We start from the raw sequence: 25,303 nt of genomic DNA on the forward strand, positions 1-25,303 counted from the left end.
GGGGAGCCCCGTGCACATCGGGGGAGACCCGTTACTTACACGATGGGGTAGCCAGTGCTTCTGAAAACCTTCGGCTGGTCGTTCGCGGTCACCGCGCTCGGCCTTGCCGCAGCTGTGATCTACGGGGGGTGGGAAGCCTTCGGGGTGGTCGCGATCCTTTCCGTCCTGGAGATCTCGCTGTCCTTCGACAACGCGGTGGTCAACGCCGGGATCCTGAAGAAGATGAATGCCTTCTGGCAGAAGATCTTCTTGACGATCGGTGTGCTCATCGCGGTCTTCGGTATGCGACTGGTGTTCCCCGTCGTAATCGTGGCGATCACCGCCAAGATCGGTCCGATCGACGCGATCGATCTCTCGTTCAACGAGCCCGAGCGTTACCAGGAACTCGTCACGGACGCTCACCCGGCGATCGCCGCGTTCGGTGGCATGTTCCTGCTGATGATCTTCCTCGACTTCATCTTCGAGGACCGTGACATCCAGTGGCTGCGCTGGATCGAGCGCCCGCTCGCCAAGCTCGGCAAGGTCGACATGCTGTCGGTCTGCATCGCGCTCATCGTGCTGCTGGTCGCCTCCATGACCGTCGCCACCAACGCGCACCAGCACGGCGGCGGCCACGCCGACAAGGCGGAAACCGTTCTGCTCGCCGGTGTCGCGGGTCTGATCACCTACCTCATCGTCGGCGGCCTCTCCGGCTTCTTCGAGAACAAGCTGGAGGAGGAGGAAGAGCGCGAGCAGGAGGAAGAGGAAGAGGCCAAGCGGAGCGGGAAGAAGGTCTCCGCCGTCGCCCTCGCCGGCAAGGCCGCGTTCTTCATGTTCCTCTACCTGGAAGTGCTCGACGCGTCCTTCTCGTTCGACGGTGTCATCGGCGCCTTCGCCATCACCAACGAGATCGTGCTGATGGCCCTCGGCCTCGGCATCGGCGCCATGTACGTCCGTTCGCTCACGGTCTACCTGGTCCGCCAGGGCACGCTCGACGACTACGTCTACCTGGAGCACGGCGCCCACTACGCCATCGGCGCGCTCGCGGTGCTCCTGCTCGTCACCATCCAGTACGAGATCAACGAGCTCATCACCGGCTTCATCGGTGTCGCGCTGATCGGCTGGTCCTTCTGGTCCTCGGTCCGGCGCAACAAGGCGCTGGAAGCCGAGGGCGGGGGCGACGGCGAAGGTTCCAGGGCGGAAGTCCCGTCCGGGGTGTGACCCGGTAGGGATTGAGGAACGCTCTCAGCGGGGCGGTCCGTACGGCGACGGTTCTCCGGAGACATCCGGACCCGGCCCGGCGGCCGCCCCGCTGTGATGTGGGCGCCCCGTGCGACGTACGGGGTGTCTGCGGTGCCGGGGCACTTTTCTACCGATACGTGTGGGGGCTGGGGATGGGGTTCTGGGACAACCTGTGGCCGGGGCGGGAGTCGCCGTTCGATTCGGGCGGTGCGATCACCGACTCCATCGTGCTCTCCCGACGGCGCGCCACGGTCTCGCTGAACAAACAGGGCACGGTGGCCGGCACGCTGCGGGTCAATCTCTCCTGGCGGATGCGCACGTCCGACATCGAGGGAAGATCGCGGCAGAGCGGCCGGCTGCTGCACCCGCTGAAGCTCTTCCAGCCGGACGTGGTCCAGGCGCACACCCAGGGCATGGTCAACGTCGACCTCGACCTGGGGTGCATGTACGAGCTGAAGGACGGCACCAAGGGCGTCGTCCAGCCGCTGGGCAATCTCATCGGCGACCTGAACGGGCCGCCGTACATCCGGCTCAGCGGCGACGACCGTTTCGGGGCGCCCTCGGGCGAGACCGTCTACGTCAACCTCGACCATCACGACGAGATCAAGCGGCTGCTGTTCTTCGTCTACATCTACGACCAGACGCCGGCGTTCGACCGTACGCACGCCACGGTGACGCTCTACCCGACGGGCAGCGGCCCGCGGATCGAGATCGAACTGGACGAGCGCGCCCCGCAGGCCCGCTCCTGCGCCGTCTTCACGGTGGAGAACGTCAAGGGCGAGCTGATCGTGCGGCGCGAGGTGAAGTTCGTGTACGGCTTCCAGTCGGAGCTGGACCGGATGTACGGCTTCGGCATGCAGTGGGGGCGCGGCTACAAGTCCCGGACCTGAGAGCGCGGCATCCTTCCCGGGAGCCGCCCCCGGGGCCGGGCCCGGTGACGCCCAGGAGGGCCCGGTGGAGGGCGTGGAAGCCCGGTCCGGGCCCGGCGACGGCCCGCCCCTTCCGCAGCGGCTGCGGGCGGCCTGGGGACTGGGGCGGGGCTTCCGTGCGGGCGGAGCTCCAGGGGCTCCGGGTGACCCCGTGCCGGAACTTCCGCGTGGGCGGGGCGGCTCAGGACCTCACGAACTGCGGGCCCTGCGGCGGCAGCGCGAAATTCGGGTCCGGAGCATGCGCCGCGGCAGCGGCGGGCTGGGGATAACCGTAGGCGGGAGGCTGGGCCGGGGGCTGCTGGGCGACGGCCGGCTGCGGATACCCGTACCCGGGCTGGTGGGCGGGAGGGGCGGCCGGGGGCGCCGCATGCGCTGCCGCGGGCTGCGGATACCCGTACGCGGGCTGCTGGTGCTGCACCGTGACCTGCGAGTCGGGGCCGGGCGCCGGGGCAGGCGGAAAGTCGGGCACGGGCGGCGGGAAGCCGGGCGTGGTGACCGGTGCGGGCGCCGCCGGGGCCGGTCCGGGCTCCGCCGCGGCCTCTCCCTCGTCGACCGAGATGCCGAACGCGGTCGCCAGACCGATCAGGCCGGTCGGATAGCCCTGCCCCACGGCCCGGAATTTCCAGCCATCGCCGCGCCGGTAGAGCTCGCCGCAGATGATCGCCGTCTCCTCGCCGGTCTCCGGCCGCACGTCGAAGACCGCGAGCGGCTCCCCGTCGGCCGTCGCCGCGTCGTACAGCAGGATGCGCAGATCGTGCACCTGGGCGAACGCGGCCCCGTCGGAGGAGGCGGCGACGACCACCTGCTCGACCGAGGGGTCGAGCCCGTTCAGGTCGGCCTCGATGGTGTCCGTGAGCCCCTCCGGGACGCTGCGCTTCGGCAGCCGTCGTACCAGGCCGGAGGGGTGGCGGGGCTGGTTGTAGAAGACGAAGTCCTCGTCCGAGCGCACGCGGCCGCCGCTTCCCAGCAGCAGCGCCGAGGCGTCCACGTCCGGGACACCGGCGCCCGGGGTCCAGCGCAGCACGGCCCGTACGGCCATGGCGTCCAGAGGGACGTTCGAGCCTTTCACCATCGCGTGCGTCATGCCCGTCATCCTGCCTGCTGGCTGCCCGCGCGGACAACGCGGGGGTCGTACCGGATCTTCCGGGGACGCGCCGGAGATGCTTCTTCCGCCGCGCTTCTGCACATCGGGAAATGGACGAGTTACCCGGAATTCATGCACGTGGGGAACTGTCGACACCCGTCCGTACGTACTATTACCGGCCATACGTTGTCCGGCCGGTCAGGCAGTTCGGGGGAGTCACATGCGTCATTTCGGGCACATCGCGCCCGCGGTGAGGGAGGCGTTGTTCTTCCGGGAACCGTGCGAATTCGGCGCGGAATCGCCCCCCCGCACGCTTTCGGCCGCCCTGGGGGCCACCCTGTACAGCCCCGCCACCAGGCCGCGGCTCGCCGACGACATCATCAAGCAGGCCGGGCGCGGTGTCGTCTCCATGGTGCTGTGCCTGGAGGATTCCATCGACGACTCCGAGGTCGTCGACGCCGAGGAGAACCTGGTCAGGCAGTTCGCCGAGCTGGACGCGCGCGGTGTCGAGGGGCCCCTGCTCTTCATCCGGGTCCGGGAGCCGGGCCAGATAATGGACCTGGTCCACCGGCTCGGCCGTACCGTCCGAATGTTGTCTGGTTTTGTACTTCCGAAGTTCACCGAAGAGCGTGGCGTGCCCTTTCTGGAGGCGCTAGGCAAGGCCGAGAAGGCATGCGGTCGGCGACTGTTCGCGATGCCCGTTCTCGAATCGCCCGAACTGCTGCATCTGGAGACCCGCAGCGAGACGCTCCGGGGAATAGCCCGCACCGTCGACAAGTACCGCGAGCAGGTTCTCGCGCTGCGGCTCGGCGTCACCGACTTCTGCTCGGCGTACGGACTGCGCAGGGCGCCCGACATGACGGCGTACGACGTGCAGATCGTCGGCGCGGTCATCGCCGACGTGGTCAACGTGCTGGGCCGGGCGGACGGCACGGGCTTCACGATCACCGGCCCGGTGTGGGAGTACTTCCGGCTCCAGGAGCGCATGTTCAAACCGCAGCTGCGCCGCAGCCCCTTCCTGGAGGGCCGGGCCGAGGAGCTGCGCACGGCGCTGATCGAGCACGACCTGGACGGGCTGCTGCGCGAGATCGAGCTCGACCGGGCGAACGGCCTGCTCGGCAAGACCTGCATCCACCCGTCACACGTCGCGCCCGTGCACGCGCTGTCCGTGGTCAGCCACGAGGAGTACAGCGACGCCCAGGACATCCTGCGGCCGGAGCGGGGTGGCGGCGGAGTCATGCGCTCCGCCTACACGAACAAGATGAACGAGGTGAAGCCGCACCGGGCCTGGGCCGAGCGGACCCTGCGACGGGCCGAGGTGTTCGGCGTGGCGAAGGCGGACGTCGGCTTCGTGGAACTGCTGGCCGCGGGCCTCGCGGAATGAGCGCGGGTGTGTCACGCGGAACGAGCGTGTCTCGATGAGCGAGCGCGCGGCGAGGAAAGAGACGGCGAACGTGGTGTGGTCGGGCAGCTGGGTGACGGAGCGACTGGGCGTGGAGCTCGTCGGCGACGGAAGGCCCGACGGCGACGGCGAGCTGAGAGAACTGCTGGGCCTCGCCCTGCGCCGCAACCCCAAGCGGGCCCATCTCCTCGTGTCGAACGTGCTCGGCAAGCACGTGCCGCAGAAGCCCTCCGTCGTGTACGGCACCGGATTCGAACTCGGCCGGCGGGTGCGCGAACTCCTCGGTGACGCCGAGGCGGGCCGGGCGGTCGTGCTCGGTTACGCGGAGACGGCCACCGGCCTCGGCCACGCGGTCGCCGACGGCCTGGGCGTGGCGCCGTACCTCCACTCCACGCGCCGCCCCGTCGAGGGCGTGGCACAGGCGGGCGGCTTCGAGGAGTCCCACTCGCACGCCACCTCTCACCTGCTGCTCCCGGAGGACCCGGAGCTGCTGGCGGCCGAGGTCTCCGACGGGCCGCTGGTGTTGGTGGACGACGAGTTCTCCACCGGCAACACCGTGCTCAACACCATCCGCGCGCTGCACGAGCGCTACCCGCGGAGCCGCTACGTCATCGTCGCCCTCGTGGACATGAGGTCACCGGGCGACCGGGAAAGGCTGACGGAGTTCGCCGCGGAGACGGGCGCGCGCATCGACCTGGTGGCCCGGAGCGCGGGCACGGTCGTCCTCCCGAAGGGCGTCCTGGAGAAGGGCCGGGCCCTGGTCGCCGCCCACGAGCCGAAGCCTGCGGACGCGGCGAGGACGCCGGCGTCCTCGGACCCGACGAGGGCGCCGGAGCCGTCGGGCACGGCAGGCGCGACGGGTGCGGCGGGCGCGGTGAGGGTGCCGGAGGCCGAGGACGGCGCAGCATCCGAGGTCCGGACCTGCACCCGGGTGGATCTCCGATGGCCCGCGGGCGTTCCCGACGGCGGACGGCACGGCTTCACCCCCGCCCACCGGGCCGTACTGGAACCGGCCCTTCCCGTCATGGCGGCCCGGATCGCCGAAGCGCTGGGCGACGCCCGACGCGTACTGGTCCTCGGTTTCGAGGAGCTGATGTACGCCCCCCTGCGCCTGGGCACGGCCCTGGAGGACCGCCTCGACGCCGAGGTGCGCTACTCCACCACGACGCGTTCCCCGGTCCTCGCCGTGGACGACCCCGGCTACGCGATACGCAGCCGACTGGTCTTCCCGGCACACGACGACCCGGCCGACGGGCCCGGTGACCGGTACGCGTACAACGTCGCGGGCGCCGGGTTCGACGCCGTGGTGCTGACCGTCGACTCCACCGCCGACACCCCCGAACTGCACGCCCCCGACGGCCTGTTGGCGCAGCTCGCCGCGCACACCGACCACGTACTGCTGGCAGTCGTCCCCTCGTACGTGCCCCCGCGCGCGGCGCCGGACCTCCGTGAGGCCACCGCTGCAACCGACGCAATCGACGCCGCGGCATCCGACACCCCCACCTCCTCCGTCACCTCCGCTGCCTCCGCCTCCTCCGACGAATCCGAACGGCAGGAAACCACCGTGCTGCCCGAGCCCCTTCGCGGCCCCGCCTTCTCCTCCTACGCGCCGGACGAGGTCGGCTGGCTGCTCCAGGACCTCTCGGACGTCGAACTGGAGGCGCCCACCGAGGAGCGCGAGGAGGCGATACAGAGCGGTGGCGCGCACTACGCCGAGTCGCTGCCGGTCGAATACCAGCCGTCCGAGCGGTACCAGGAGCTGTTCAGGGCGGCGCTGGGCCTGTCGGCCGCCCGCGTCGCCCGCGCGGTCGGCACCGTCACCGAGACGGTGCTCGCCGAGCGCGGCCCCCGCCCCGTCCTGGTCTCGCTGGCCAGGGCCGGTACGCCCGTCGGCGTACTCATGCGGCGCTGGGCCGGGCACCGGCACGGCATCGACCTGCCGCACTACGCCGTCTCCATCGTCCGGGGCCGGGGCATCGACAGCAATGCCCTGCGCTGGCTGGCGGCCCACCACGATCCGGCCGACGTCGTCTTCGTCGACGGCTGGACCGGAAAGGGTGCGATCACCCGCGAACTGTCCGAGGCCCTCGCCGGGTTCGAGGGTTTCGACCCCGAGATCGCGGTGCTCGCCGACCCGGGCGGCTGCGTCCGCACCTACGGCACGCGCGAGGACTTCCTCATCCCGTCCGCCTGCCTGAACTCCACCGTCTCCGGACTGATCTCGCGCACCGTGCTCCGCGCCGACCTGGTCGGCCCCGAGGACTTCCACGGCGCGAAGTTCTACCGGGAGCTGGCGGACGCCGATGTGTCCGGCCACTTCCTCGACACCGTCGCCGCCCACTTCGACGAGGTCGTCGACGCCGTGGACGCCGAGGTCAAGGAGCTGCTCGCGGCCGACCGGGCACCCACCTGGGAGGGCTGGGCCGCCGTGGAACGCATCAGCGAGGAGTACGGCATCCACGACGTGAACCTGGTCAAGCCGGGCGTCGGCGAGACGACCCGGGTACTGCTGCGCCGCGTCCCGTGGAAGATCCTCGCCGAGCGCGGCGCGGGCGCGGACCTCGACCACATCCGGCTGCTGGCCGAGCAGCGGGGCGTACCGGTGGAGGAGGTCGACGGACTCCCGTACTCCTGCGTCGGGTTGATCCACCCGAAGTACACCAGGGGAGCGACGGGCGCGGACGGCCGGGCGGTGGAGTCCAAGTGACCACACCGGCCACGCCCGTACCTGCCGTGTCCTTTGCTCCCACCCCCGTGACGCTCGTCGCCAGCGACCTCGACCGCACGCTGATCTACTCCACGGGGGCGCTCCGGCTCGGCATGCCGGACGCCGAGGCCCCCCGGCTGCTCTGCGTGGAGGTGTACGACCACAAGCCGCTCTCCCACCTCACCGAGACGGCGGCGGCACTGCTGGACGAACTGGCCCGCACCACGGTCTTCGTCCCGACGACCACACGCACCCGTGAGCAGTACGGGCGCATCCGTCTGCCCGGCCCCGCACCGAGGTTCGCGATCTGCGCCAACGGCGGACACCTCCTCGTCGACGGCGAGTCCGACCCCGACTGGCAGCGGCAGGTGGCCCACAGGCTCGCCGACGAATGCGCCCCGCTCGCCGAGGTGCGCGCGCACCTCCTGGCCGCGGCCGATCCGGCCTGGCTGCTCAAGGAACGGGTCGCCGAGGACCTCTTCGCCTACCTCGTCGTGGAACGCGCGCTGCTGCCCGAGGGCTGGGTCGAGGAACTGGGGGAGTGGGCACGGGCCCGCGGCTGGACGGTCTCCCTCCAGGGCCGCAAGATCTACGCCGTACCGGGCCCGCTCACCAAGAGCGCCGCGATGAACGAGGTGGCCCGCCGCACCGGCGCCACGCTCACCCTCGCCGCGGGCGACAGCCTCCTCGACGCCGATCTGCTCCTGGCGGCGGACCGCGCCTGGCGCCCGGCCCACGGCGAACTGGCCGACACCGGCTGGAGCGCCCCGCACGTCGAGGTGACGGCCGCGCAGGGCGTGACCGCGGGCGAGGAGATCCTGCGGTGTTTCCTCCGGGCTTCAGGAGAAACCGGGGCTTCAGGAGAGACCCGGGCCTCGGGAGGAATCTGAGCCTCGGGGAAAACCCGGGCCTCGGGAGAGAAGATCGTCCCGACGCCGGACATCGGCACACCGGCCGAACGAGGCACGAGGAGCACAGGATGACCAAAGGCAACGAAACCAAGATCACGGACGAGCTGTACGCCTACATGCTGGCGCACAATCCGCCGCTCGACGCGGTGCAGCGCGAACTGATCGAGACCACGTACGCCCGTCTGCCCGAGCAGGCCGGCATGCAGTCCGCGGAGGAGCAGGGCCCGTTGCTCGCCTTCCTCGTCCGGCTGACCGGGGCCCGGCACATCGTGGAGGTCGGGACGTTCACCGGGTTCTCCGCCCTGTCGATGGCACAGGCGCTGCCCGCCGACGGGCGGCTGATCGCCTGCGACGTCTCGGAGGAGTGGACCGCCTACGGCCGGGAGGCATGGGAGAAGGCGGGCGTCGCGGACCGGATCGAACTCCGCATCGCCCCCGCGCTCGACACGCTGCGGGCGATGCCGGCCGAGCCGCACATCGACCTCGCCTACCTGGACGCGGACAAGGGCAACTACATCCCGTACTGGGAGGAACTGGTGCCCCGGATGCGGCAGGGCGGCCTGCTCGTCACGGACAACGTGCTCTTCCACGGCGGGGTGACCGATCCGCGGGCCACCGGCGGGGCGGCGGCGATCAAGGAGTTCAACGAGCACGTGGCCGCCGACGTGCGGATGGACAGCGTGATGCTGACCGTCTCCGACGGGCTGACGCTCTCGCGCAGGCGATGAGCGGCAGACGAGCGCCGAACGGTGACGGCCCCGGGGCCGTTCGGGCAGGGCCGGGGCCGCCCGTGTTCAGCCGCAGCAGCCCCCGCCGCAGCAACCGCCGCCCCCGCCACCGGCCGACGGGGCGGCGGGCGCGGACTTGGCGGACGATCCGCCCACGGCGACGGTGGACAGCAGCTTCACGGTGTCGTCGTGCCCGGCGGGGCAGGAGGCCGGGTCCGAGGACTGCGCCATCGGGCGGCTGAGTTCGAACGTGTCTCCGCAGGAGCGGCAGCGGTATTCGTAACGAGGCATGGCCCCAGGCTAACGGCGACGGGCCCGCCGGAAACAGACCCGGCGGGCGCCCCGGCCGCAGGGCACCCCTCCAGTGGCGGAGCGACCGTACGGGCATGGCCGCAGGCACGGGCACGGGTCAGCGGTCGCGCCGGACCACCGGCATCGATGCCGTCGCCCTCCGGCTCAGCCGCATCTCCCGCTCGGCCTCATCGGGGTGGCGGGCCCGCCAGTACGGGTTGTCGTGCGGAAGGCCGCCGCTGACCCGCCCGTACATCCCGAACACCATCAGCATCAGACCGACCACGAAGCTGAACAGCACGTTCTGGAGGTGGAAGGCGAGGAAGTTGTAGGCGGTCCCCAGCAGGGCGAGATTGACGAAGCCGCTCAGGATGAAGGCGATGCCCAGCACCATGTTGAGCGTCGAGGCGAAGTTGCCGCCGATCACCATCCCGAGGAACAGGAGCAGGCCGACGCAGATGGACAGGACGCTCAGGGCGCCGTTGGTGTTGAGCCCCGCGACGGTGGCCCCGCCGGTGCTGAAGAAGCCGATCCTGTTGATCAGGCCCAGGATGCCGAAGGCGAACAGCACCAGCCCCATCAGTCCCGCCCCGACCCGGTAGACGCGGTTGAGCCGGTGATCGACCGGCAGATGCTTGTCGAGCGCGGTGGCCTTGCGGCGACGAGGCGTTCGTCGGCCCGGGACGTGCAGTACATGGGTGGCCATGTCGGCCTCCTTCGGGCGTACTACCCCCAGGATCCGCCCGTGCCCGGGCCGCCGCACATCAAGGGCCCCGGGGCCCCGCGTCCGGGGACCGTCCGCCGGGAACCAGGCATGGAGGCCCGGCACCAGAACCGGCGCCAGACGAGGGGCCACGCCCGGGGCCAGGTGCAGAGGCCCGATGCCGGGCCCGGAATCAGGTCCCGGCCCCGGTCCCGCGGCTGGAATCAGGTCCCGGCCCCGCGCTCCTCGCGGATCTCGGAGACCACCCGCGAGGCGGTCCGCCGTACCGCCTCGGTCTCGGTCAGGAAGTGCCAGTAGTCGGGGTGCCGCCCCTCCAGCGCGGTGACGGCACGGTCCAGCCGGGCCACCGCGTCGTCCAGCGGGCGGGCATGGCGCGGATCGGGCGTGCTGCGCCCCTCCATGGCGAAGCGCTGGGCGTCCCGGACCGCGAACCGGGTCCGCTGGATCTCCTGCTGCGGGTCCTTGGCCACGCCCTCCAGCCGGTGCAGCCGGTCACCGGCCGCCGACACCGCCTCGTCCGTGGCGTTCAGCAGGGCGCGGACCGTGCTCAGCCGGGAGGTTGCGTCGGCCCACCGCTGCTCGTCCCGGGCCTGGGCGGCTTCCTTCAGCTTCTCCTCGGCCCGCCGCACATTGACGACGGCCTGCTCGGGCACGGGCTGGAGATCCTGCCAGCAGGCCGCGGAGAACCGCCGCCGCAGCTCGCTCAGCACCGGCTCCACCGAACCCGCCCGGTTGGTCAACGCCTGGGCGCGGGTGCGCAGCGAGACCAGCCGGTGATCGATCTCGGCGGCCCGCGCGGGCAGCTCGCCCGCCTCGGCCCGTACGGCCTCGGCGTCGCGCAGGACGCGGTCGGCGCGCTGCAGGGTCTCCTGGACGCCGTGCCGACCCGCGCCCTCGTTGAGCTTGGTCAGCTCGGGGGCGAGGGCCGCCAGCCGCGCGGCGAGATGGTCCGCCCGCAGCCCGGAGGCCCGCACCGCGTCGAGCGCGTTGCTCGCACCGAGCAGCGCCTGCCGGGCCCGTTCCACCGCGGGCGCGAGCCGGGCGAGCTGCGTCTCCGCGCTGCCCAGCAGCGGACCGAGCCCCTGGGCGAACCGGTCCAGCTCGCCCTTGACCCGTACCAGCTCGTCCTTGGCCGTGGTCAGCTCGGTCCTGGCACGGGTCGCCACCGACGGTTCGAGATCGTCCCGGTCGAGGTCGTACGCGTCGACGGCGGTGATGTACAGATGACTGACCGCGTCGATCCGCTGCCCGAGCGCGGTGAAGTCGTCCACGGCCTTGCGGGCCCGGGGCGAGCTGTCGACCGCGGTGATCGTCTCGATGGAGATCCGCAGATCGCGCTGGGCCGTGTCCAGCTCGTAGAAGGCCGATGCGGCGGCGTCCTTCGCGGCCTGTGCGTCGGCCCGCTGGCTCTCCCCGCGCCCGCCGAACCACCGTCTCGTACCGCCGCCGGCGAAGGCGGCGGGCAGCGCGGCGACGAGCAGCGGCACCGGCAACAGCATCAGCCCGAGGACGTCCCTGACGGCGGAACTGCCACCCGCTCCCGCCCGCGGCCGCGCGTGTGTCGCCGTCACATCCCTCTCCCGTGCCGTCTCGCCCTGCCCGGTACATTCTCCCACCAGGTAAGGACGAACACACGGGCCGGTTAGTTCGCGCTGCGGACGTCGACTTCGCCGTTGTCGCTCCGGACCTTCACCACGTGGCGGCTGTCGCCGCGGGGCACGTCCACCGAGACCCTCCCGTTGTCGGCGGCGGCGTCCACGGCGTACTTCGTGGCACCGTCCGGCAGGAGGACGGTGATCCCCCCGTTGTCACTCACTGCGTCCACCCGGTCCGGCACGGAGGCGAATTCCAGCCGGATCCTGCCGTTGTCGGACCGCGCCGACACGGACGCGGCCGAGACCCGCTCGGCGGTGATGCCCCCGTTGTCGCTCTTCAGCTCCAGTGGACCACTGGAGTCCTTGACCGTCACCCTGCCGTTGTCGGCGGTCAGCGAGAGCGGGGTGTCGAAGCCGGACGCGGTGATCCTCCCGTCGTCCCCCTCGACGACCACCGTCACCCCGCGCGGCACCTTCACCTCGTGCTGCGAGGCGCAGTCGCTGATCAGGGCGTCGCACTTCACCCCGAGGGTGAGTGTGTCGTCCTCCATCTCCCACCGGGGTTCGGGGCCGCTCCCGAGCATCACCCACCCGTCGACGCGCCGGGTCACCTCGACCTTCCGCACATCGGCCGGCACGAGGTCCAGCGACGAATGGCCGGAACGGATGGTCAACGTCTTCCCGTGCAGCGCGAACGACTTGTGCTCGGCAGGCGCGTCACCGGCGTCCGTACTGCCGCAGCCGGTGAGAGCGAGAGCCATGAGCACGGCTCCGCCGGATGCGAGGAGAGTGCGGGTACGGACTGTCAAGATGATCTTCCCCCAGGTCGTACGGACATGTGCCGCATGCGTTCCGGACGCGGCAGCTTCACCGTACGGAGACGACGGCCCGGGACAGAATCCGGGCGGCTACCGTACGAAGGGTGGGGATATCCCCCCCACGTCTTCCCCGAGGGAAACCGTTTGTGACCGGGAGCCCCGGGCCATGTACGCTGTTGCCTCATCCACGGGTGCGTAGCTCAGGGGTAGAGCGCTGCTCTTACAAAGCAGATGTCGGCGGTTCGAAACCGTCCGCGCCCACCAGTGACGAAGGCCCCCTGCCGATCTCGGCAGGGGGCCTTCGGCATGTGTGCGAAGGGCTTCGCGAAGGGCGGGGCCGAGGTCGCCGGTCAGGGGCGGTCACCCGTGGCCATCCACAGTCACCCACGGTCACCCGTGGTCCTTCCAGCAGAGGGGGCAGCAGCGGGGGAACCACAGGGCCGAGGTGCCGTGTGCGTCCACCGGGCGGGGGCCCAGGTCGTGGGCTGTTCCGTTGAGGAGGGGAGAGCCGCAGAAGCAGCAGTTCGCGCCGCGCCGCTGTTGTCCCGTCAGTTCGTCGACTGGTGGCAGGTCCCTCACTGTCATGGCGTCCCCGGCTCGTCGCTGTTCAGTTGGGATCAGGATGCCGGGCGGGAAGGGGCTCAACGCTCACAGATCTGTGAGCGTCGGCGGGCCGGGGGCGTGGGTGCGGTCACAGACCGACCCAGGCGGCCATGTGTCCGAGGGTGTCCGGGGTGCGGCGGGAGACATGGACCAGGCCCTTGATGGTCTCCCGGGCCCCGGGGTGGTACCGGGTCTGCTCGGGGGCCGTGTGCCGGGCGTCGACGATGCTGCCGAGCGCGGCCTCGGTGCGGCCGGTCTCCATCTCCGAGCGGGCCCGGTCGATGAGGAAGTGGGCGCGCCGGGAGGTGGCCAGGGTGGGCGGGAGCTCGATCGTCCTGGCCTGGGCGAGGGCTTCGTCGTACTGCCGCATCTCGACCGCCGCCGACATCCTGTGGAGCGCGACGTTCGTGGGGCCGAAGGACAGCCAGTGGATCTCGGAGGCGTCCCCGGTCCGCGCGGCGCACCGCTTCGCCTCGGCGATGTGGGTGTCGACCACGTACTGCTGGTCGGCGCGGGCGGCGATGACGGAGGCCCCGAGGTGGAGCTGGCCCGTGACGGCGATCGCCTCACGGGTCTGCTCCGCCGCGCCGACGATGCCGTGACCGGCGGCCACGAGGCGCTGCCCGATGGCGTACTCGCCCTCCCGGAAGTACGCCAGGGCCCGCATGTACTGGCGGATGGCGGCCAGGCAGGGGTCGGAGGCCCGGTGGGCGGCCCAGCACATGCGGTCCAGGGCGACCGAGCCGAGGTCGTAGTAGCCGAGCTTCACCGCGATGTCGTGCGCGGTGCGGTACGTCGAGGCGAGTGCCTGCCACAGCTCCGTCGACCGGTTGCGCCAGGCCGCGGTGGTGAGTTCCGCGATCACGGCCGGCAGCAGCCGGGCGGCGTTCCGCAGACGCGTGGCCCTGACCTGGGCACACAGCTCCTCGGCGGCCGCGATCAACTGCTTCGCCGGCCGGGCGGGGATGGTGTCCTCGGCCCCGAGGTCGTACAGGTCGAGCGCTTCCCGGATGGGGCGCACCAGTTCGGTGAGGCGGTCCTGTTGGAGCTCGGTCACATAGGGCTGCCCCGTCAGCGCGGTGACGTCGATGCGCAGGGCCTGGGCCACCGCCGCCACGAAGTCGGGGTTCGCCGGCTTGGCACCGCACTCGACCTGGTTCAGAAGGCTGTACGAGTACGGAATCCGCTCGGCCAGCTGCCGCTGTGTCAGCCTGGCGAGTTTCCGCTGCTCCTTGATGCGGGCGCCCGTGTGGCCGTAGTCCGCTCCGAGCATGCCGGCCTCCATTCCTGACTCGTCATCCGGACCGTACTCACGCGTCCGCGCGCCCGTCCTCCCGTCGCCCGGATTCCACCCGGTCCGGTGGTGGTCGCGGGTGTGGTCGTATGACGGCATGACGACTCTGTACCTGTTCGGATCCGCCGCCCCGCCCGTTCTCGAAGTCGCCGGAGCCATCAAGGAGGCCCGCAGCCGCGGGTGGGACGTGTGCCTCGGGTTGACCCCGGCTTCGGCCGGGTGGCTGGGGGAACGGCTGCCGGAGCTGGAGCGGCTGACGGGGCATCCGGTGCGCTGCGAGTACAAGTTGCCCGGGGAGCCGGACGTGTGGCCGAAGGCGGACGCGATCCTGTTCGCGCCGGCCACCTTCAACACGGTCAACGAGTGGTCCCTCGGCCTGACGGGCAAGTTCGTGGTGGGGGTGGCCGCGGAGGCGATCGGCAAGGAGATCCCGACCGTGGTCGTGCCGTGCCTGAACGCGGCCTACGCGCGGCACCCCCGGTTCGACCTGTCGGTGGCGACGCTGCGGAACGCCGGGGTGACGGTGCTCTACGGGCCGGGCGGATTCGAGCCGAACCAGCCGGGCGAGCGCCGGCCCGAGGGCTTCCCCTGGCACCTCGCCCTGGACGCGATGAGTGCGCTCCTCGGCACCGGTCGGTAGCCGGGGCCCGTGGGGGCGACGCGAGCGGGCCCGTGGCGGCGGGACGCGCTCCGCGTCCCGCCGCCACGGGCCGGAATGCCGGAAGAACCCCGGTGCCGTCAGGCCCCGTCGGCGTCGACGGTGGCGTGGTCGTCGACGACGGCCTGCTCGATCGCGGTCCGGACCGCGGTGACGATGGTCGCGGTGTCGGCGCCCTTGCCGAGCTGGCCGGCGAGGGCGGTGATCGCGGCGGTCTGGGCGGCCATCCGTTTGTCCATGGAGCGGATGCGGGCCTGCATGTCCTTCAGGATGGACTGCGGCTGCCACGTGGGGTTCGTCTGGTGGTCCGCCGCGTCCGTCGGGCCGCCGATCGCGTCGGTCTTCCAGACGGCGTCGAAGATGTCGCGCTTGGTGATGCCTGCCATGGGGTCCTCCTCGTTCGGGTTCCAGCTCGCGGGGTGCTTCAGCCGCTCGGCCACGTCGGAACGCAGCTTCGGCATGGTGAAACCACGGGGGTCGACCTTGTCGTTCGACCACTCCAGGTGGCCGATCACGGACTTCGCCGACCAGCCGTGCGCCCGGCACAACGCGGCCTGCACCCGGACGATCGCGTCGTACTGCGCCTTGGGCCAGGGGTCCTTGCCGTCGCCGAGGTTCTCGCACTCCCAGCCGTAGAACCGGGCGTTGCCGTCGACCCCGTCGGCGTTGCCCTTCGTGGGCGGGGTCGGGCGCGTGCCGTAGGACTCGGCGATCACCTGCTCCAGGACGCGCGGGTCGCCGCCGCCGGCGTGGTTGGCGCGGCCCCAGCCGACCATGTGCACCCGGCCGTCCTTCGCGATCATCCCGTGGCACAGCGGACCGGGCAGGGAGCTGTACCCGTCCCGGACCATGGCCACGGTGGAAGCGGTGCCCTTGGTGACGGTGTGGTGCACGATGCTGCCGTTGACCGGGCCCCACGGGCCCTTCGAATTCCGGTTGTGCGTGCGCCAGTTGCCGACCTCCACCACGCGGACACCCTCAGCGCGCAGTGCGGACAGAACCCGCGCGGCAGTCATGGGCTGTGCCATGTGATCCTCCCCTTCGGCCCGAGGTGTACGTAACGTTGCGATCCCCGTCGGCGGGGCGCGTTCGCCGTGCTGTCGCTCTGCTCCATCTTCTCCACCCGGAAGCACGGGTCCGCGCCGGGGGTGATCCGCCGGCGTGACCGCGTACTTCATGCCTTTCGTCGGCGTCCGCGCGAACGCGGGATGCTCCGCGGCGACGACCGACTCGTACGGGTTCCATACCCCGGTGACAGCGGTCGGACTCGACCACGGGGTCGACAACGTGTACGGACCGTCAGCCGTACGAGCACCGGGCGGGGTTCGGCCGTTCTCCGGGCCGAGTTCCTGTTCGACGATCGTGCGGCCGGGGTGCACCGGTTCGCACACGGCCGTTCGTCGGCTTCCGCATAGCCGGGTTGGCTGTTGCCGCAGCCCCAGCACTGCCACCAGCCGCCGGCGGTCTGGCTCATCTGGGCGCCACATTTGCTGCATCGCATGGTGCCGTCCTCCTCTCCGATGGATGGGTGGTGACCCGTTCCGGTCGCCGTCCCCTCGGGGGAGGACCGGCCGGGGAGGGAGTCATCGGGGGATGTCCGGGCGGTGCGGCTCGGGCCGGGCCCCGGTGCTGCCCCCGGTGCGGTCCCCGGGGCCGGTGCCGGGGGTGGTCACGGCTGTTCGGCCCGGTACCGGCCGTACGCGCGGGCCGGGTGTGCGGCGGACGGGGCCACGGACCGGAAGAGCGGGCCCGGTCCCCGGTCGTAGGGCGCGGACGAGGTTCTGCCGGTCGGTCTCGTACGCCTTGGTTGTCATCGTCACGGGTAAGCCCCCCGTTGCGGTCGTCGAGCAATACCGCTGACAGTAGGAACCCCGTGTGCACGCGGCCCACCGATGTCCGGAAGTGATCCCACACCGCACTCGCGCGAGTGGACGCGGGCTGCGCACCCTTGACCACCCGGTCCGATTACAGGACGGCAACGGGGCGTTGGACGTGTGGAAAAGCACGGGCTCGATCGGGCCGGACCGGGACGTCCGCGCCGGTGCACGCGGAAGCCGCGCCCTTCCCGCACGGGGGCGGGAAGGGCGCGGAGCGATTCGGGGATTCGGGGGCTTGAGGGTTCGGCGGGTCGGCTCAAGCGTTGGGGCGCTTGCCGTGGTTGGCGTTCTTCTTCTTGCGGGCGCGTCGCTTGTTTCCGCTCTTGGCCATGACGTGTCTCCCTATGTCCGGGATCTTCGTGTTCACGCCAGTTTAGGTTCGACCCGTGCCCACCGCATCGGCAATGACACGGAAGCGGGTTTCCGCTCTCCTGTTCCCCCTGCCCCCCCGCAGGCCTCCCCAGGCTCCCCCCGCACGGGAGACGGGCCGGGCCCCGCCGTAACGTGTCTTCGTTCAAGTCGGCACTGTCCCAGGGGGGATCACCCATGTCGTACGGCCACCCGCCACCGCCGCAGCCGGGGCAGCAGCCGCCCCAACCACCGTTCCCGTCCGCCCAGGACCCTTCGCAGGGGGCGCCGTACCAGCACTGGCCGCAGTCGCCCGGACCCGAGGGGTACGGCCATCCGCAGCCGCCGAAGAAGTCCCGGACCGGGCTGATCGTCACGCTGTCCGTGGTGGGCGGGGTGGCCGTCCTGCTGGCGCTCGGCGTGCTGATCGCCGTCCTGGCCGGCGACAATTCGCCGTCGGGCAGGGCGAAGCCGCCGGTGGCCGAGCGGCCGGGCGGCGGGGCGTCGGCGACGGAGGGCGCGCCCGCGCCGGACGACGCGTCCGGCGCCCCCACGGAACTGCCCGCCCTGGAAGGCACGGACGGCACGGGGGACGTGCGGATCACCCGGTGCGAGGTCGACTCGTTGACCGAGTGGCCCGACGCGGACGTGGAGATCGTGAACCACTCCGGGGCGCAGGCGTCCTACATCGTGTCCGTGGAGTTCGTGGACGGGGAGGGCACCCGCCGGGCCTCGGGCCTGGCGACCGCGACCGACCTGGCGGCGGGGCGGAAGTCGGTGCAGAAGGCCCAGGGGCTGGGGAAGGTGCCGGGCAGGATGACCTGCCGGGTCTCGAAGGTGACGCGGCTGCCGTCCTCGTAGGGCAGACGTCGTAGGGCAGAGCAGGGCCGGGCGGTACGGGGACAGGGCCGGCGGCCCGGCAGCGCAGGGGCGGGCGGTACGGGTACGGCGGTGCGGGCCGGTGGCGCGGCGAGGGGCATTCGGGGCTCACCCGCACGGGGGCGCATGAGTGGTCACGGGGGAGGGCGTCGCGCAGGGTCGGTTCTGTCCGCCGTCCCGCCACGGCCAAGGAGGTTCCCATGGCGCACTCGACACCCACGCCCGGTCCGACCGGTTTCGCCGCACGGGGGGACGTCAACCCCTGGGCGGCCGGGGGGACCATGTTCGCCGGGGTCCTGCTCCTCGTCGACGGTGCCTTCGGGGTGATCAAGGGCATCGCCGGTATCGCCTCCGACTCCGTCTACACCCGCGTCGGGAATTACACGTTCGAATTCAACGTGATCGCCTGGGGATGGATCCACCTCGTTCTGGGCATCGTGCTCGGGATCGTCGGCTGGGGCGTCCTCAGGGGCGCCCTCTGGGCCCGTGCCACGGGTGTGGTGATCGCCGCCATCGGCCTGATCGTCAACTTCGCCTGGCTGCCGTACCAGCCGGTCTGGGCGATCATCTCGATCGCCGTCGACACGTTCGTGATCTGGGCCCTGTGCACGGACCGTTCGAAGGCGATCGTCTGAGCGGGCGGAGCGACCGGCGGCCGACCGGTCGGTGCGTCGGGGCGTCGGCGGGGCAAGGGGCGGCGGGAGGCCGGGGCGTTGTCAGTGGCCCGGTTCACACTGGGGACATGTGCCGAAGCATCAAGACCCTTCGCCCGCCCGTTCTCCCCGAGGAGGCCACCGAGGAGGAGATCCGCGCCGCCGCCCTGCAGTTCGTGCGCAAGGTGTCCGGCTTCCGTGCCCCGGCCGCGCACAACCAGGAGGTGTTCGACCGGGCCGTCGACGAGATCGCCGCGGCGACCGCCGGACTGCTGGAGGGGCTGGAGGTGCGGGGCGGCGTCAGGAGGCCGTAGTGGTCGCCGGAGCCTCCGCGGCAGGTCGGCGCACGAGGTACGCGGCCAGGGCGCCCGCCATGAACAGGGCGAGGACGGATATGCCCGTGGCCACCCACGTCGCGCCGAGCCACTGACCGCCGAAGTAGCCGAGGCCCACGCTGTAACCGGCCCAGGCCACACCGGCCAGGGCCGACCAGGGCAGGAATTCCTTGACGTCGCGATGCGCGGCGCCCGCGCCCAGGGAGACCACCGAGCGCCCGGCCGGGGCGAAGCGGGCGATGATGACGAGGATGCCGCCGCCACGGGACAGGGCCGCGCCGAGGCGTTCCTGCGCGGACGTGAGGCGGCGGGAGCGGGCGATGGCCCGGTCCAGACGTTCCCCGCCGCGCCAGGCCAGCCGGTACGCGACCAGGTCGCCGAGCACCGAGGCGCTGGCCGCGCAGAGGATCAGGGCGAGGAGCGAGGGCACCTGGGGCACCTCCTCGACCACGCCCGCCGCGGAGGCGGCACCCGCGACCGTCGTCGAACCGGCGGCGGCAGCCGTGGCGGCGGTGATCACCAGCACGCCGCTGGGCAGCACGGGCAGAAAGACGTCCAGGAGCACGGAAAGGGCCACCACGACATAGATCCATGGGCTGCTGGTCAGTGCGCCCACACTCTCAAGCACCTACTACTCCCCGATTCGGAACAACGCCGCGACGTCGCGGGGGAGCGGCAGGAGCGGCAGGGTCGGCTGCAAAGCGTACGCCTGCCGTTTATCCGGTGATCGATAAAATACGGATGATGTTGGGAACCTCACGTACACCCGGAAATGGGAAGCCTCGGTTCCGGGTGCACGCCCGGATGTACGTGAGGAAGGAGCCCGGCGAAGAGGGCCGTGGCGGGCCTTGCAGCCGGCCTTGCGGCGGGCTCGGCGACGGGGCCTGACGGGAGGTCGGTCGCAGGGAGGACGAGCGGTCTGCGACGGACCGGCCGGCCGCGGGCGGAGCCGGTTCGCGGCCGGCGGGAGGGGTGGCCCCGGGCGGGTCAGACCGTGACGGCCGACGGCTTCTCGCGCGCGTCGGCGTCGCTGCTCTCCACGCCGCCCCGGCTGAACAGCTGGTCCAGGGCCAGGGCTCCGGGGCCGGTGAAGATCAGCAGGAAGAACGCCCAGCAGAACATGGCGGCGGGCTCGCCGTTGTTCTGGATCGGGAGCAGGGCCTCGGCCTGGTGGACCTTGAAGTAGGCGTACGCCATGGAGCCGGAGGCGATCAGCGCCGCGACGCGGGTGCCGAGGCCGAGCATCACCAGGACGCCGCCGACGAGCTGGATGACCGCCGCGTACCAGCCGGGCCAGTCGCCGACGGACGCGGAGTGGGCGCCGCCGAAGACGCCGAAGAGCGACGAGGCGCCGTGGCAGGCGAAGAGCAGGCCGACGACTATTCGGAACAGGCAGAGGACGTAGGGCCGAGCATGATTCAGGCGTGCGTTCATGGGGGGCGTGCTCCTTCGGTCGGGCGGGGACGGGAACCGATCGGGTGGCACAGATTAGGGAAACCTCACCAATGCTTGCAACTTCAACATCCTGCAAGTGTCCGAAAGTCGTCATGTACTCGTCGACCAGGTCGCGAGGTGGTACCGCCGCCATCTGCGGTCCTTGGTCTGCCGCCTTGGCCTGAACCAATGGCGGCGTAACTTTCCGGCCATCCGTGAGGAATGTCATGGTCCGGTGGGCGGAGTGTGGGCGGAGTGGGGCCGAGGCGCGGGCGGGGTGCGGGGGCCGGCCCCGGGGCGTCGGGGAGCCGGTGTGCGGGCGCGGGGCGAAGCGGAATCCCGTGCGGAGCGGACCGGGGGCGGCCCGTGCGCGGGCGGGGGCAGGTCAGCCGCGCGACGAGGGTTCCGGCACGCGGCCGGGCACCGCGAAAGGGGGGCGTCGGCTCCGTGAGGGCCGCGGGGGGACGCATCGGGCGGCGGTGCGCATACCGCCGCCGGGGCGTGCGGGGTCCGGAGCGCCTCCGTGCATCGGTGCCGGCGGCCGTGTGGAAAAGCACGGGCTCGATCGGGGCCTGCCGGGGCCTTCGCGAGGCCCCGGCCCGCCCTTCCGGCGTCGGGTGCCGACCGGTGGCGGTCGGCGGGGCGTCGGCCCGCTCGCGCGTCCGGCGTGCGCCGCCGTACTCGGCCGAAAACACGCCGGTGTCTCAGGGGTCGCATCCGGCACCGCCGTGCCGGGCGCGACGGTGCCGTTCCGCCCCGCCGTCCCGCGCGCACGCGCGTACGGAAGCGCCCCGCACGCGCGTGCGGAACGCGGGGTTCCGTGCATGCGTGTACGGAACGCGGGGTTCCGCGTACGCGCGTACGGAGCCGCGCGGGGTGCGCGGCTCCGTACGCGTGGGGCGGGGAACGGAGTGGCGGAGGGCGGGGGCTTCATCGGTGGCCCCTGCCGGTGTGCCGAGGGCGGTTGTGCGCCCTCACCTCCGTTGCCGGGGTCAGCAGTTGTTGAGAATGCCCTGCAGGGCGCTCTTCTCCGCCGAGTCGACCTTCAGGTCGTAGTAGTGCTTCACGTGCACCCAGGCCCGCGCGTACGTGCAGCGGTACGAGGTGCGCGAGGGCAGCCAGTCGGCCGGGTCCTTGTCGCCCTTGGCCTGGTTGACGTTGTCCGTGACCGCGATGAGCTGCGGGCGCGTCAGGTCGTTGGCGAACGCCTGGCGCTGGGCGGTGGTCCAGCTGCTGGCGCCCGACCGCCAGGCCTCGGCGAGCGGGACCATGTGGTCGATGTCCAGATCGGACGCGGCGGTCCAGGTGGCACCGTCGTACTCCGAGTACCAACTGCCGCTGACGGCCGCGCAGCTGGAGTCCTGCTGCACGTTCGTGCCGTCGCGCTCGAGCACGACCTCACGGGTGTTGCAGGTGCCCGACTGGGTGATCCAGTGGGGGAACTTGTCGCGGCTGTAGCCGGTCGACGAGCCCTCGGGGGAGACGGTCAGTTCGCTGAGGTACGAGCGGGCGGTCGAGGCGGAGACCGGGGTGGGCATGGCCGCCTGGGCGGTGGGGGCGGTGAGCAGCGCGGAGGCTGCGGCGAAGGCGGCGGATGCGGCGACGACGGCGAGGCGACGCGCGTAGACACCTGACATGCGAACTCCCTTGACGTGGGGGGACCTTGGACGGGTGACCGGTGGGGCCCGGTCATCGTGGCGGCGCCAGGTTTCCGTGGGGTGGGCACCAGGTAACAGGGTGGCGACATGGCCACGTCACATCAAGGGTTTTGGCCAACACGGCTGGAGCATGGGGGCGTACGTCCACATCTGCGCGGGCGCACGGGCCTCCCCGCAGGCTGACGCGATGCCAGGCGGACGGCTGCGCCGGCCGGTTCACGACGGTGGCCGGGCGGGGGGCGGTCGTAGGGTTGCGGGGTGCTGCTACCGGTCGACATCACGCTCGGGGTGGTCCTCGCCCTGCTGCTCGCGACGGCCGCCGCGGTCGCCGCCCTGGCCTCGCTCGGCCGGTCCCGCGAGATCCTGCTGGCCGGGCTGCGGGCGGCGGTCCAACTCGCCGCGGTCTCCCTGCTGATCGGCTGGGTGGTCCACTCGCTGCCGCCGCTGCTGGCGTTCGTGGCACTGATGTACGCCGTGGCGGTACGGACCGCGGGGCGCCGGGTCACCCGCAACCGCACCTGGTGGTGGGCGGCCCTGCCGATCGCGGCGGGAGTCGTGCCCGTGGTCGTCCTGCTGCTGCTCACCGGACTCCTCCCGGTCCGGGGTGTCGCCCTGATCCCGGTGACCGGCATTCTGATCGGTGGTGCGCTGACCGCGACCGTGCTCGGCGGGCGGCGGGCGCTGGACGAGCTGACGAGCCGGCGCGGCGAGGTGGAGGCGGGCATGGCCCTCGGGCTGCTCGACCGTGACGCGCGGCTGGAGATCGCCCGGCCCGCGGCGGCGGACGCGCTGTTGCCGGGCCTCGATCAGACCCGGACGGTGGGGCTCGTCACTCTGCCGGGAGCCTTCGTAGGCATGCTGCTCGGCGGCGCCTCACCGGTACAGGCGGGGGCCGTGCAGCTGTTCGTGCTGGTGGCGTTGATGGCCGTGCAGGCGGTGGCCGTCGCCACGGTGCTCGAACTGGTGGCGCGGGGGCGGCTGCACCGGGAGGAGTGAGACCGGCGGGCGCGGCGGGCCGGGGCGGCGTGGAGCGGACCGGGACGGGGTGCGCCGGACCGTGGCGGATCGCACCGGACCGTGGCGGCTGCGACGGATCACGCCGGTGCGCGGCGGAGTGCGGCGGCCGTGGGCCGGGGCGGGGTGTTGCGGCGGCAGGTGCGCCGAAGCGCCCCGGGGCGGGTCAGTGCTCGTTGATGTGCAGGCGGATCGAGCCGTCGGCCGCCGCCTCCACCCGTACCCGCGTCAGGTCCTCGACGTGGGCGTCGGGGGAGAGGGCCGCGGCGCGCGGGCCGACGCCGACGACGCGCATGCCCGCCGCCCGCCCGGCCGCGATGCCCGCCTCCGAGTCCTCGAAGACGACGCAGTCCGCCGGGGCGAAGCCCAGCTCGGCCGCGCCCTTGAGGAAGCCCTCGGGGTCCGGCTTGCTGGCGCCGACGTTCTCGGCGGTGACGCGGACGGCCGGGATGCGCAGGCCGGACGCGGTCATCCGGGTCCGGGCCAGGGCCGCGTCGGCCGAGGTCACCAGGGCGTGCGGCAGCGCGGCGATCGCGTCCATGAAGGCCGGTGCGCCGCCGATCGGGACGACGCCGTCGGTGTCGGCGGTCTCCTCGGCGAGCATGGCGCGGTTGTCCGCGTAGTTCTGCTCCATCGGCCGGTCCGGGAGGAGCACCGCCATCGTGGCGTAGCCCTGCCGTCCGTGGACCACCTTCAGCGCCGCCTCCGGGTCCAGCCCCTCGCGCAGCGCCCAGCGCCGCCAGCAGCGTTCCACGACGGCGTCGGAGTTCACCAGGGTCCCGTCCATGTCGAGCAGGAGAGCGCGGGCAGTGAGGACGGTGGCCGGCATGGGCGGGCTCCAGAACGCGGGGTGCGGGGGGCGCGAGAACGCGGAAACGGGGTGCGAAAACGCGGGAAAGGGGGCAAGCAGCCTCGCCCGCCGGTCAGGGAGTGGCGGGCGGAGGCTACTTTGTTCCATCACGATACAAAAAGCTGCCGGGGAAAGCCAATCCCTTCCCGGGGTCGTGATCGTTCCCCTCCCGGGCCGATGGCCGACCGCTTCCTCCGCTCCTCCTTCTCCGCCTCTTCGGCCCAGGGGCGAGTGTCAGGAGTTCCCCCGGCCCGTCGTCTCCGCCTCCAGCGCGCGGCGCGTCCGGGGGCCGTACACCCCCGGAGGGTCACCGGTGATCGACCTGTACGACTGGTAGGCGCTCACGGCGTACTCGACCCGGCTCGTGTAGTTGCCGTCGGTCGGGTCGGAGTAGAGCCGGAACTCCCTCAGGCGGCGCTGCAGTTCGGCCACCTCGGGCCCCCGGTCGCCGAGCCGCAGCGTGCCCCCGGCCAGCGAGGGAGGCGGGGTGGTCGTCGCCGTGGGGCTCGTGGACCGCGAGGGCGTGGCGGACGGGGCGACGGGTGGCGGGGAGGAGGCGGCGGAGACGGAGGGGGACGGCGAGGCGCTCGCCGAGGCCGGGGCGGACGGCGACGCGGAAACCGGCGCGGAGGACGAGGGCAGGGCCGGTGCGGAGGCCGACGCCGACTCCTCCGCCGGGAGGCTCGCCTCGGGAAGGCTCGCCACCGTGCTCGGCAGGGCCTGCTCGCGGTCGATGTCCCCGCTGCCGCCGCCGAGGAGCCCGCTCGCGAAGGCCGCCGTGCCCACCACGGCGATCGCGGCCGCTCCCATCGCGACCGTCATGAAGGGTCTGCCGCGCCGCCGGTCGGCCCCCTCGGCGGGCCCGCCCGCCGCGATCGGCAGGGTGGGCGCGGCGGGTGAGGAGAGTACGGAAGGGGGCGCGAAGGGCGAGGTGAGGGCCGTGGTGTCGGGCGCCCCGGAAGGGCCGCCGGTGCCCGGCGGGTCCGCCATCGGGCCGAGGAGGAGCGGCATCGTCGTGTCCGCTTCCTCGGCGGGGCCGTACGGCTCGGACGGGCCCGGTCGCTCCTCGTGGGCGGCCCTCGACGGCTCGTTCCCCAGCATCACGTACGGCCGGATGCGCAGCGGATCGAAGTCCTCTGCCGCCGCCCTCTCCGCCTCGTCGGCCGCCGACCGCTCGGCCCGCTGCTGCTCGGCGACCCGGTACTGCTCGGGCGTCGTCCGGTGCGGGCCGGGCGCAGTCCGGTCCCGGTCGGTCACTGTCCCGTGCTGCCCAGGCGTCGTCCGGTGTTG

The 25,303-nt window shown here is 72.1% G+C and carries 25 protein-coding genes and 1 tRNA gene; 12 read left to right on the forward strand and 14 right to left on the reverse strand.

The window, feature by feature from the left end:
- Window positions 1–54 precede the first annotated feature (54 nt).
- On the forward strand, window positions 55–1,200 hold the full coding sequence (locus ACWCXX_RS01350; protein ID WP_451123044.1) for a DUF475 domain-containing protein: 1,146 nt from the start codon (window positions 55–57) through the stop codon (window positions 1,198–1,200).
- Between the two features lie 173 nt (window positions 1,201–1,373).
- Window positions 1,374–2,111, forward strand: coding sequence for a TerD family protein (locus tag ACWCXX_RS01355; protein WP_451123046.1), 738 nt, complete (start codon window positions 1,374–1,376; stop codon window positions 2,109–2,111).
- Window positions 2,112–2,331: 220 nt separating this feature from the next.
- On the opposite strand, the gene ACWCXX_RS01360 is transcribed toward ACWCXX_RS01355, so the two are convergent.
- Window positions 2,332–3,234 (reverse strand): TerD family protein, encoded by a 903-nt coding sequence (locus ACWCXX_RS01360; RefSeq protein WP_451123048.1) that lies wholly within the window; start codon window positions 3,232–3,234, stop codon window positions 2,332–2,334.
- Window positions 3,235–3,454: 220 nt separating this feature from the next.
- Between ACWCXX_RS01360 and ACWCXX_RS01365 the strand changes: the two genes are divergently transcribed.
- The 4 genes from ACWCXX_RS01365 to ACWCXX_RS01380 all read left to right on the forward strand — a co-directional run bounded on the left by ACWCXX_RS01365 (window position 3,455) and on the right by ACWCXX_RS01380 (window position 8,982).
- A complete protein-coding gene (locus ACWCXX_RS01365; RefSeq protein ID WP_451123050.1) occupies window positions 3,455–4,618 on the forward strand; it encodes an HpcH/HpaI aldolase/citrate lyase family protein in 1,164 nt (387 codons plus the stop codon).
- Window positions 4,619–4,652: 34 nt separating this feature from the next.
- Complete coding sequence (locus ACWCXX_RS01370; RefSeq protein WP_451123052.1) at window positions 4,653–7,343, forward strand: phosphoribosyltransferase; 2,691 nt, start codon at window positions 4,653–4,655, stop codon at window positions 7,341–7,343.
- Entirely contained in the window at window positions 7,340–8,233 is an 894-nt protein-coding gene (locus ACWCXX_RS01375) for an HAD family hydrolase (protein ID WP_451123054.1), read from the forward strand. Before ACWCXX_RS01370 ends, ACWCXX_RS01375 begins: the two co-directional genes overlap by 4 nt.
- Window positions 8,234–8,322: 89 nt before the next feature.
- Entirely contained in the window at window positions 8,323–8,982 is a 660-nt protein-coding gene (locus tag ACWCXX_RS01380; RefSeq protein WP_451123056.1) for an O-methyltransferase, read from the forward strand.
- A 66-nt stretch (window positions 8,983–9,048) separates the two neighbouring features.
- Here the strand turns inward: ACWCXX_RS01380 and ACWCXX_RS01385 are convergent, their stop codons facing one another.
- From ACWCXX_RS01385 to ACWCXX_RS01400, 4 genes are all read right to left on the reverse strand, one after another.
- Window positions 9,049–9,273 (reverse strand): FmdB family zinc ribbon protein, encoded by a 225-nt coding sequence (locus ACWCXX_RS01385; RefSeq protein WP_384223688.1) that lies wholly within the window; start codon window positions 9,271–9,273, stop codon window positions 9,049–9,051.
- Window positions 9,274–9,391: 118 nt separating this feature from the next.
- On the reverse strand, window positions 9,392–9,979 hold the full coding sequence (locus tag ACWCXX_RS01390; RefSeq protein ID WP_451123058.1) for a DUF4383 domain-containing protein: 588 nt from the start codon (window positions 9,977–9,979) through the stop codon (window positions 9,392–9,394).
- Between the two features lie 221 nt (window positions 9,980–10,200).
- Window positions 10,201–11,568: a hypothetical protein gene (locus ACWCXX_RS01395; RefSeq protein WP_451123060.1), complete on the reverse strand. Its 1,368-nt coding sequence runs from the start codon at window positions 11,566–11,568 to the stop codon at window positions 10,201–10,203.
- Window positions 11,569–11,639: 71 nt separating this feature from the next.
- Window positions 11,640–12,353: a DUF4097 family beta strand repeat-containing protein gene (locus ACWCXX_RS01400; RefSeq protein WP_451123062.1), complete on the reverse strand. Its 714-nt coding sequence runs from the start codon at window positions 12,351–12,353 to the stop codon at window positions 11,640–11,642.
- Between the two features lie 246 nt (window positions 12,354–12,599).
- Here ACWCXX_RS01400 and ACWCXX_RS01405 point away from each other — a divergent pair.
- Window positions 12,600–12,674: transfer RNA gene (locus ACWCXX_RS01405), tRNA-Val, on the forward strand.
- A gap of 126 nt (window positions 12,675–12,800) precedes the next feature.
- On the opposite strand, the gene ACWCXX_RS01410 is transcribed toward ACWCXX_RS01405, so the two are convergent.
- A complete protein-coding gene (locus tag ACWCXX_RS01410) occupies window positions 12,801–12,995 on the reverse strand; it encodes a hypothetical protein (protein ID WP_451123064.1) in 195 nt (64 codons plus the stop codon).
- Between the two features lie 106 nt (window positions 12,996–13,101).
- A complete protein-coding gene (locus ACWCXX_RS01415; protein WP_451123066.1) occupies window positions 13,102–14,286 on the reverse strand; it encodes a helix-turn-helix domain-containing protein in 1,185 nt (394 codons plus the stop codon).
- A gap of 118 nt (window positions 14,287–14,404) precedes the next feature.
- Here ACWCXX_RS01415 and ACWCXX_RS01420 point away from each other — a divergent pair, with 118 nt between their 5' ends.
- Entirely contained in the window at window positions 14,405–14,947 is a 543-nt protein-coding gene (locus tag ACWCXX_RS01420; RefSeq protein WP_451123068.1) for a flavoprotein, read from the forward strand.
- Window positions 14,948–15,045: 98 nt separating this feature from the next.
- Here ACWCXX_RS01420 and ACWCXX_RS01425 read toward each other — a convergent pair whose 3' ends face one another.
- On the reverse strand, window positions 15,046–15,993 hold the full coding sequence (locus ACWCXX_RS01425) for an N-acetylmuramoyl-L-alanine amidase (RefSeq protein WP_451123070.1): 948 nt from the start codon (window positions 15,991–15,993) through the stop codon (window positions 15,046–15,048).
- A gap of 1,105 nt (window positions 15,994–17,098) precedes the next feature.
- Entirely contained in the window at window positions 17,099–17,173 is a 75-nt protein-coding gene (locus ACWCXX_RS01430) for a 50S ribosomal protein bL37 (protein ID WP_451123548.1), read from the reverse strand.
- Between the two features lie 215 nt (window positions 17,174–17,388).
- On the opposite strand from ACWCXX_RS01430, the gene ACWCXX_RS01435 reads away from it, so the two are divergent.
- The 3 genes from ACWCXX_RS01435 to ACWCXX_RS01445 all read left to right on the forward strand — a co-directional run bounded on the left by ACWCXX_RS01435 (window position 17,389) and on the right by ACWCXX_RS01445 (window position 19,036).
- Window positions 17,389–18,051 (forward strand): hypothetical protein, encoded by a 663-nt coding sequence (locus ACWCXX_RS01435; RefSeq protein ID WP_451123072.1) that lies wholly within the window; start codon window positions 17,389–17,391, stop codon window positions 18,049–18,051.
- A 218-nt stretch (window positions 18,052–18,269) separates the two neighbouring features.
- Window positions 18,270–18,704 (forward strand): DUF7144 family membrane protein, encoded by a 435-nt coding sequence (locus tag ACWCXX_RS01440; protein WP_451123074.1) that lies wholly within the window; start codon window positions 18,270–18,272, stop codon window positions 18,702–18,704.
- A gap of 107 nt (window positions 18,705–18,811) precedes the next feature.
- The gene (locus tag ACWCXX_RS01445) at window positions 18,812–19,036 is read left to right on the forward strand and encodes a DUF2277 domain-containing protein (RefSeq protein ID WP_451123076.1); all 225 of its coding nucleotides are present in this window, start codon (window positions 18,812–18,814) and stop codon (window positions 19,034–19,036) included.
- On the opposite strand, the gene ACWCXX_RS01450 is transcribed toward ACWCXX_RS01445, so the two are convergent.
- The 3 genes from ACWCXX_RS01450 to ACWCXX_RS01460 all read right to left on the reverse strand — a co-directional run bounded on the left by ACWCXX_RS01450 (window position 19,023) and on the right by ACWCXX_RS01460 (window position 22,128).
- Window positions 19,023–19,685: a DedA family protein gene (locus ACWCXX_RS01450; RefSeq protein WP_451123078.1), complete on the reverse strand. Its 663-nt coding sequence runs from the start codon at window positions 19,683–19,685 to the stop codon at window positions 19,023–19,025. The two genes, ACWCXX_RS01445 and ACWCXX_RS01450, sit on opposite strands and share 14 nt — an antisense overlap.
- 359 nt (window positions 19,686–20,044) lie before the next feature.
- The gene (locus tag ACWCXX_RS01455) at window positions 20,045–20,491 is read right to left on the reverse strand and encodes a DoxX family protein (RefSeq protein ID WP_451123080.1); all 447 of its coding nucleotides are present in this window, start codon (window positions 20,489–20,491) and stop codon (window positions 20,045–20,047) included.
- A gap of 992 nt (window positions 20,492–21,483) precedes the next feature.
- Complete coding sequence (locus tag ACWCXX_RS01460; RefSeq protein ID WP_451123082.1) at window positions 21,484–22,128, reverse strand: HNH endonuclease family protein; 645 nt, start codon at window positions 22,126–22,128, stop codon at window positions 21,484–21,486.
- 279 nt (window positions 22,129–22,407) lie between these two features.
- Here ACWCXX_RS01460 and ACWCXX_RS01465 point away from each other — a divergent pair, with 279 nt between their 5' ends.
- A complete protein-coding gene (locus ACWCXX_RS01465; RefSeq protein ID WP_451123084.1) occupies window positions 22,408–23,145 on the forward strand; it encodes an ABC transporter permease in 738 nt (245 codons plus the stop codon).
- A gap of 184 nt (window positions 23,146–23,329) precedes the next feature.
- Here ACWCXX_RS01465 and ACWCXX_RS01470 read toward each other — a convergent pair whose 3' ends face one another.
- On the reverse strand, window positions 23,330–23,992 hold the full coding sequence (locus tag ACWCXX_RS01470) for an HAD-IA family hydrolase (RefSeq protein ID WP_451123086.1): 663 nt from the start codon (window positions 23,990–23,992) through the stop codon (window positions 23,330–23,332).
- 255 nt (window positions 23,993–24,247) lie between these two features.
- Complete coding sequence (locus tag ACWCXX_RS01475) at window positions 24,248–25,270, reverse strand: peptidoglycan-binding domain-containing protein (protein ID WP_451123088.1); 1,023 nt, start codon at window positions 25,268–25,270, stop codon at window positions 24,248–24,250.
- Window positions 25,271–25,303: the final 33 nt, after the last annotated feature.

The sequence above is a fragment of the Streptomyces sp. NPDC001732 genome (assembly GCF_053596315.1).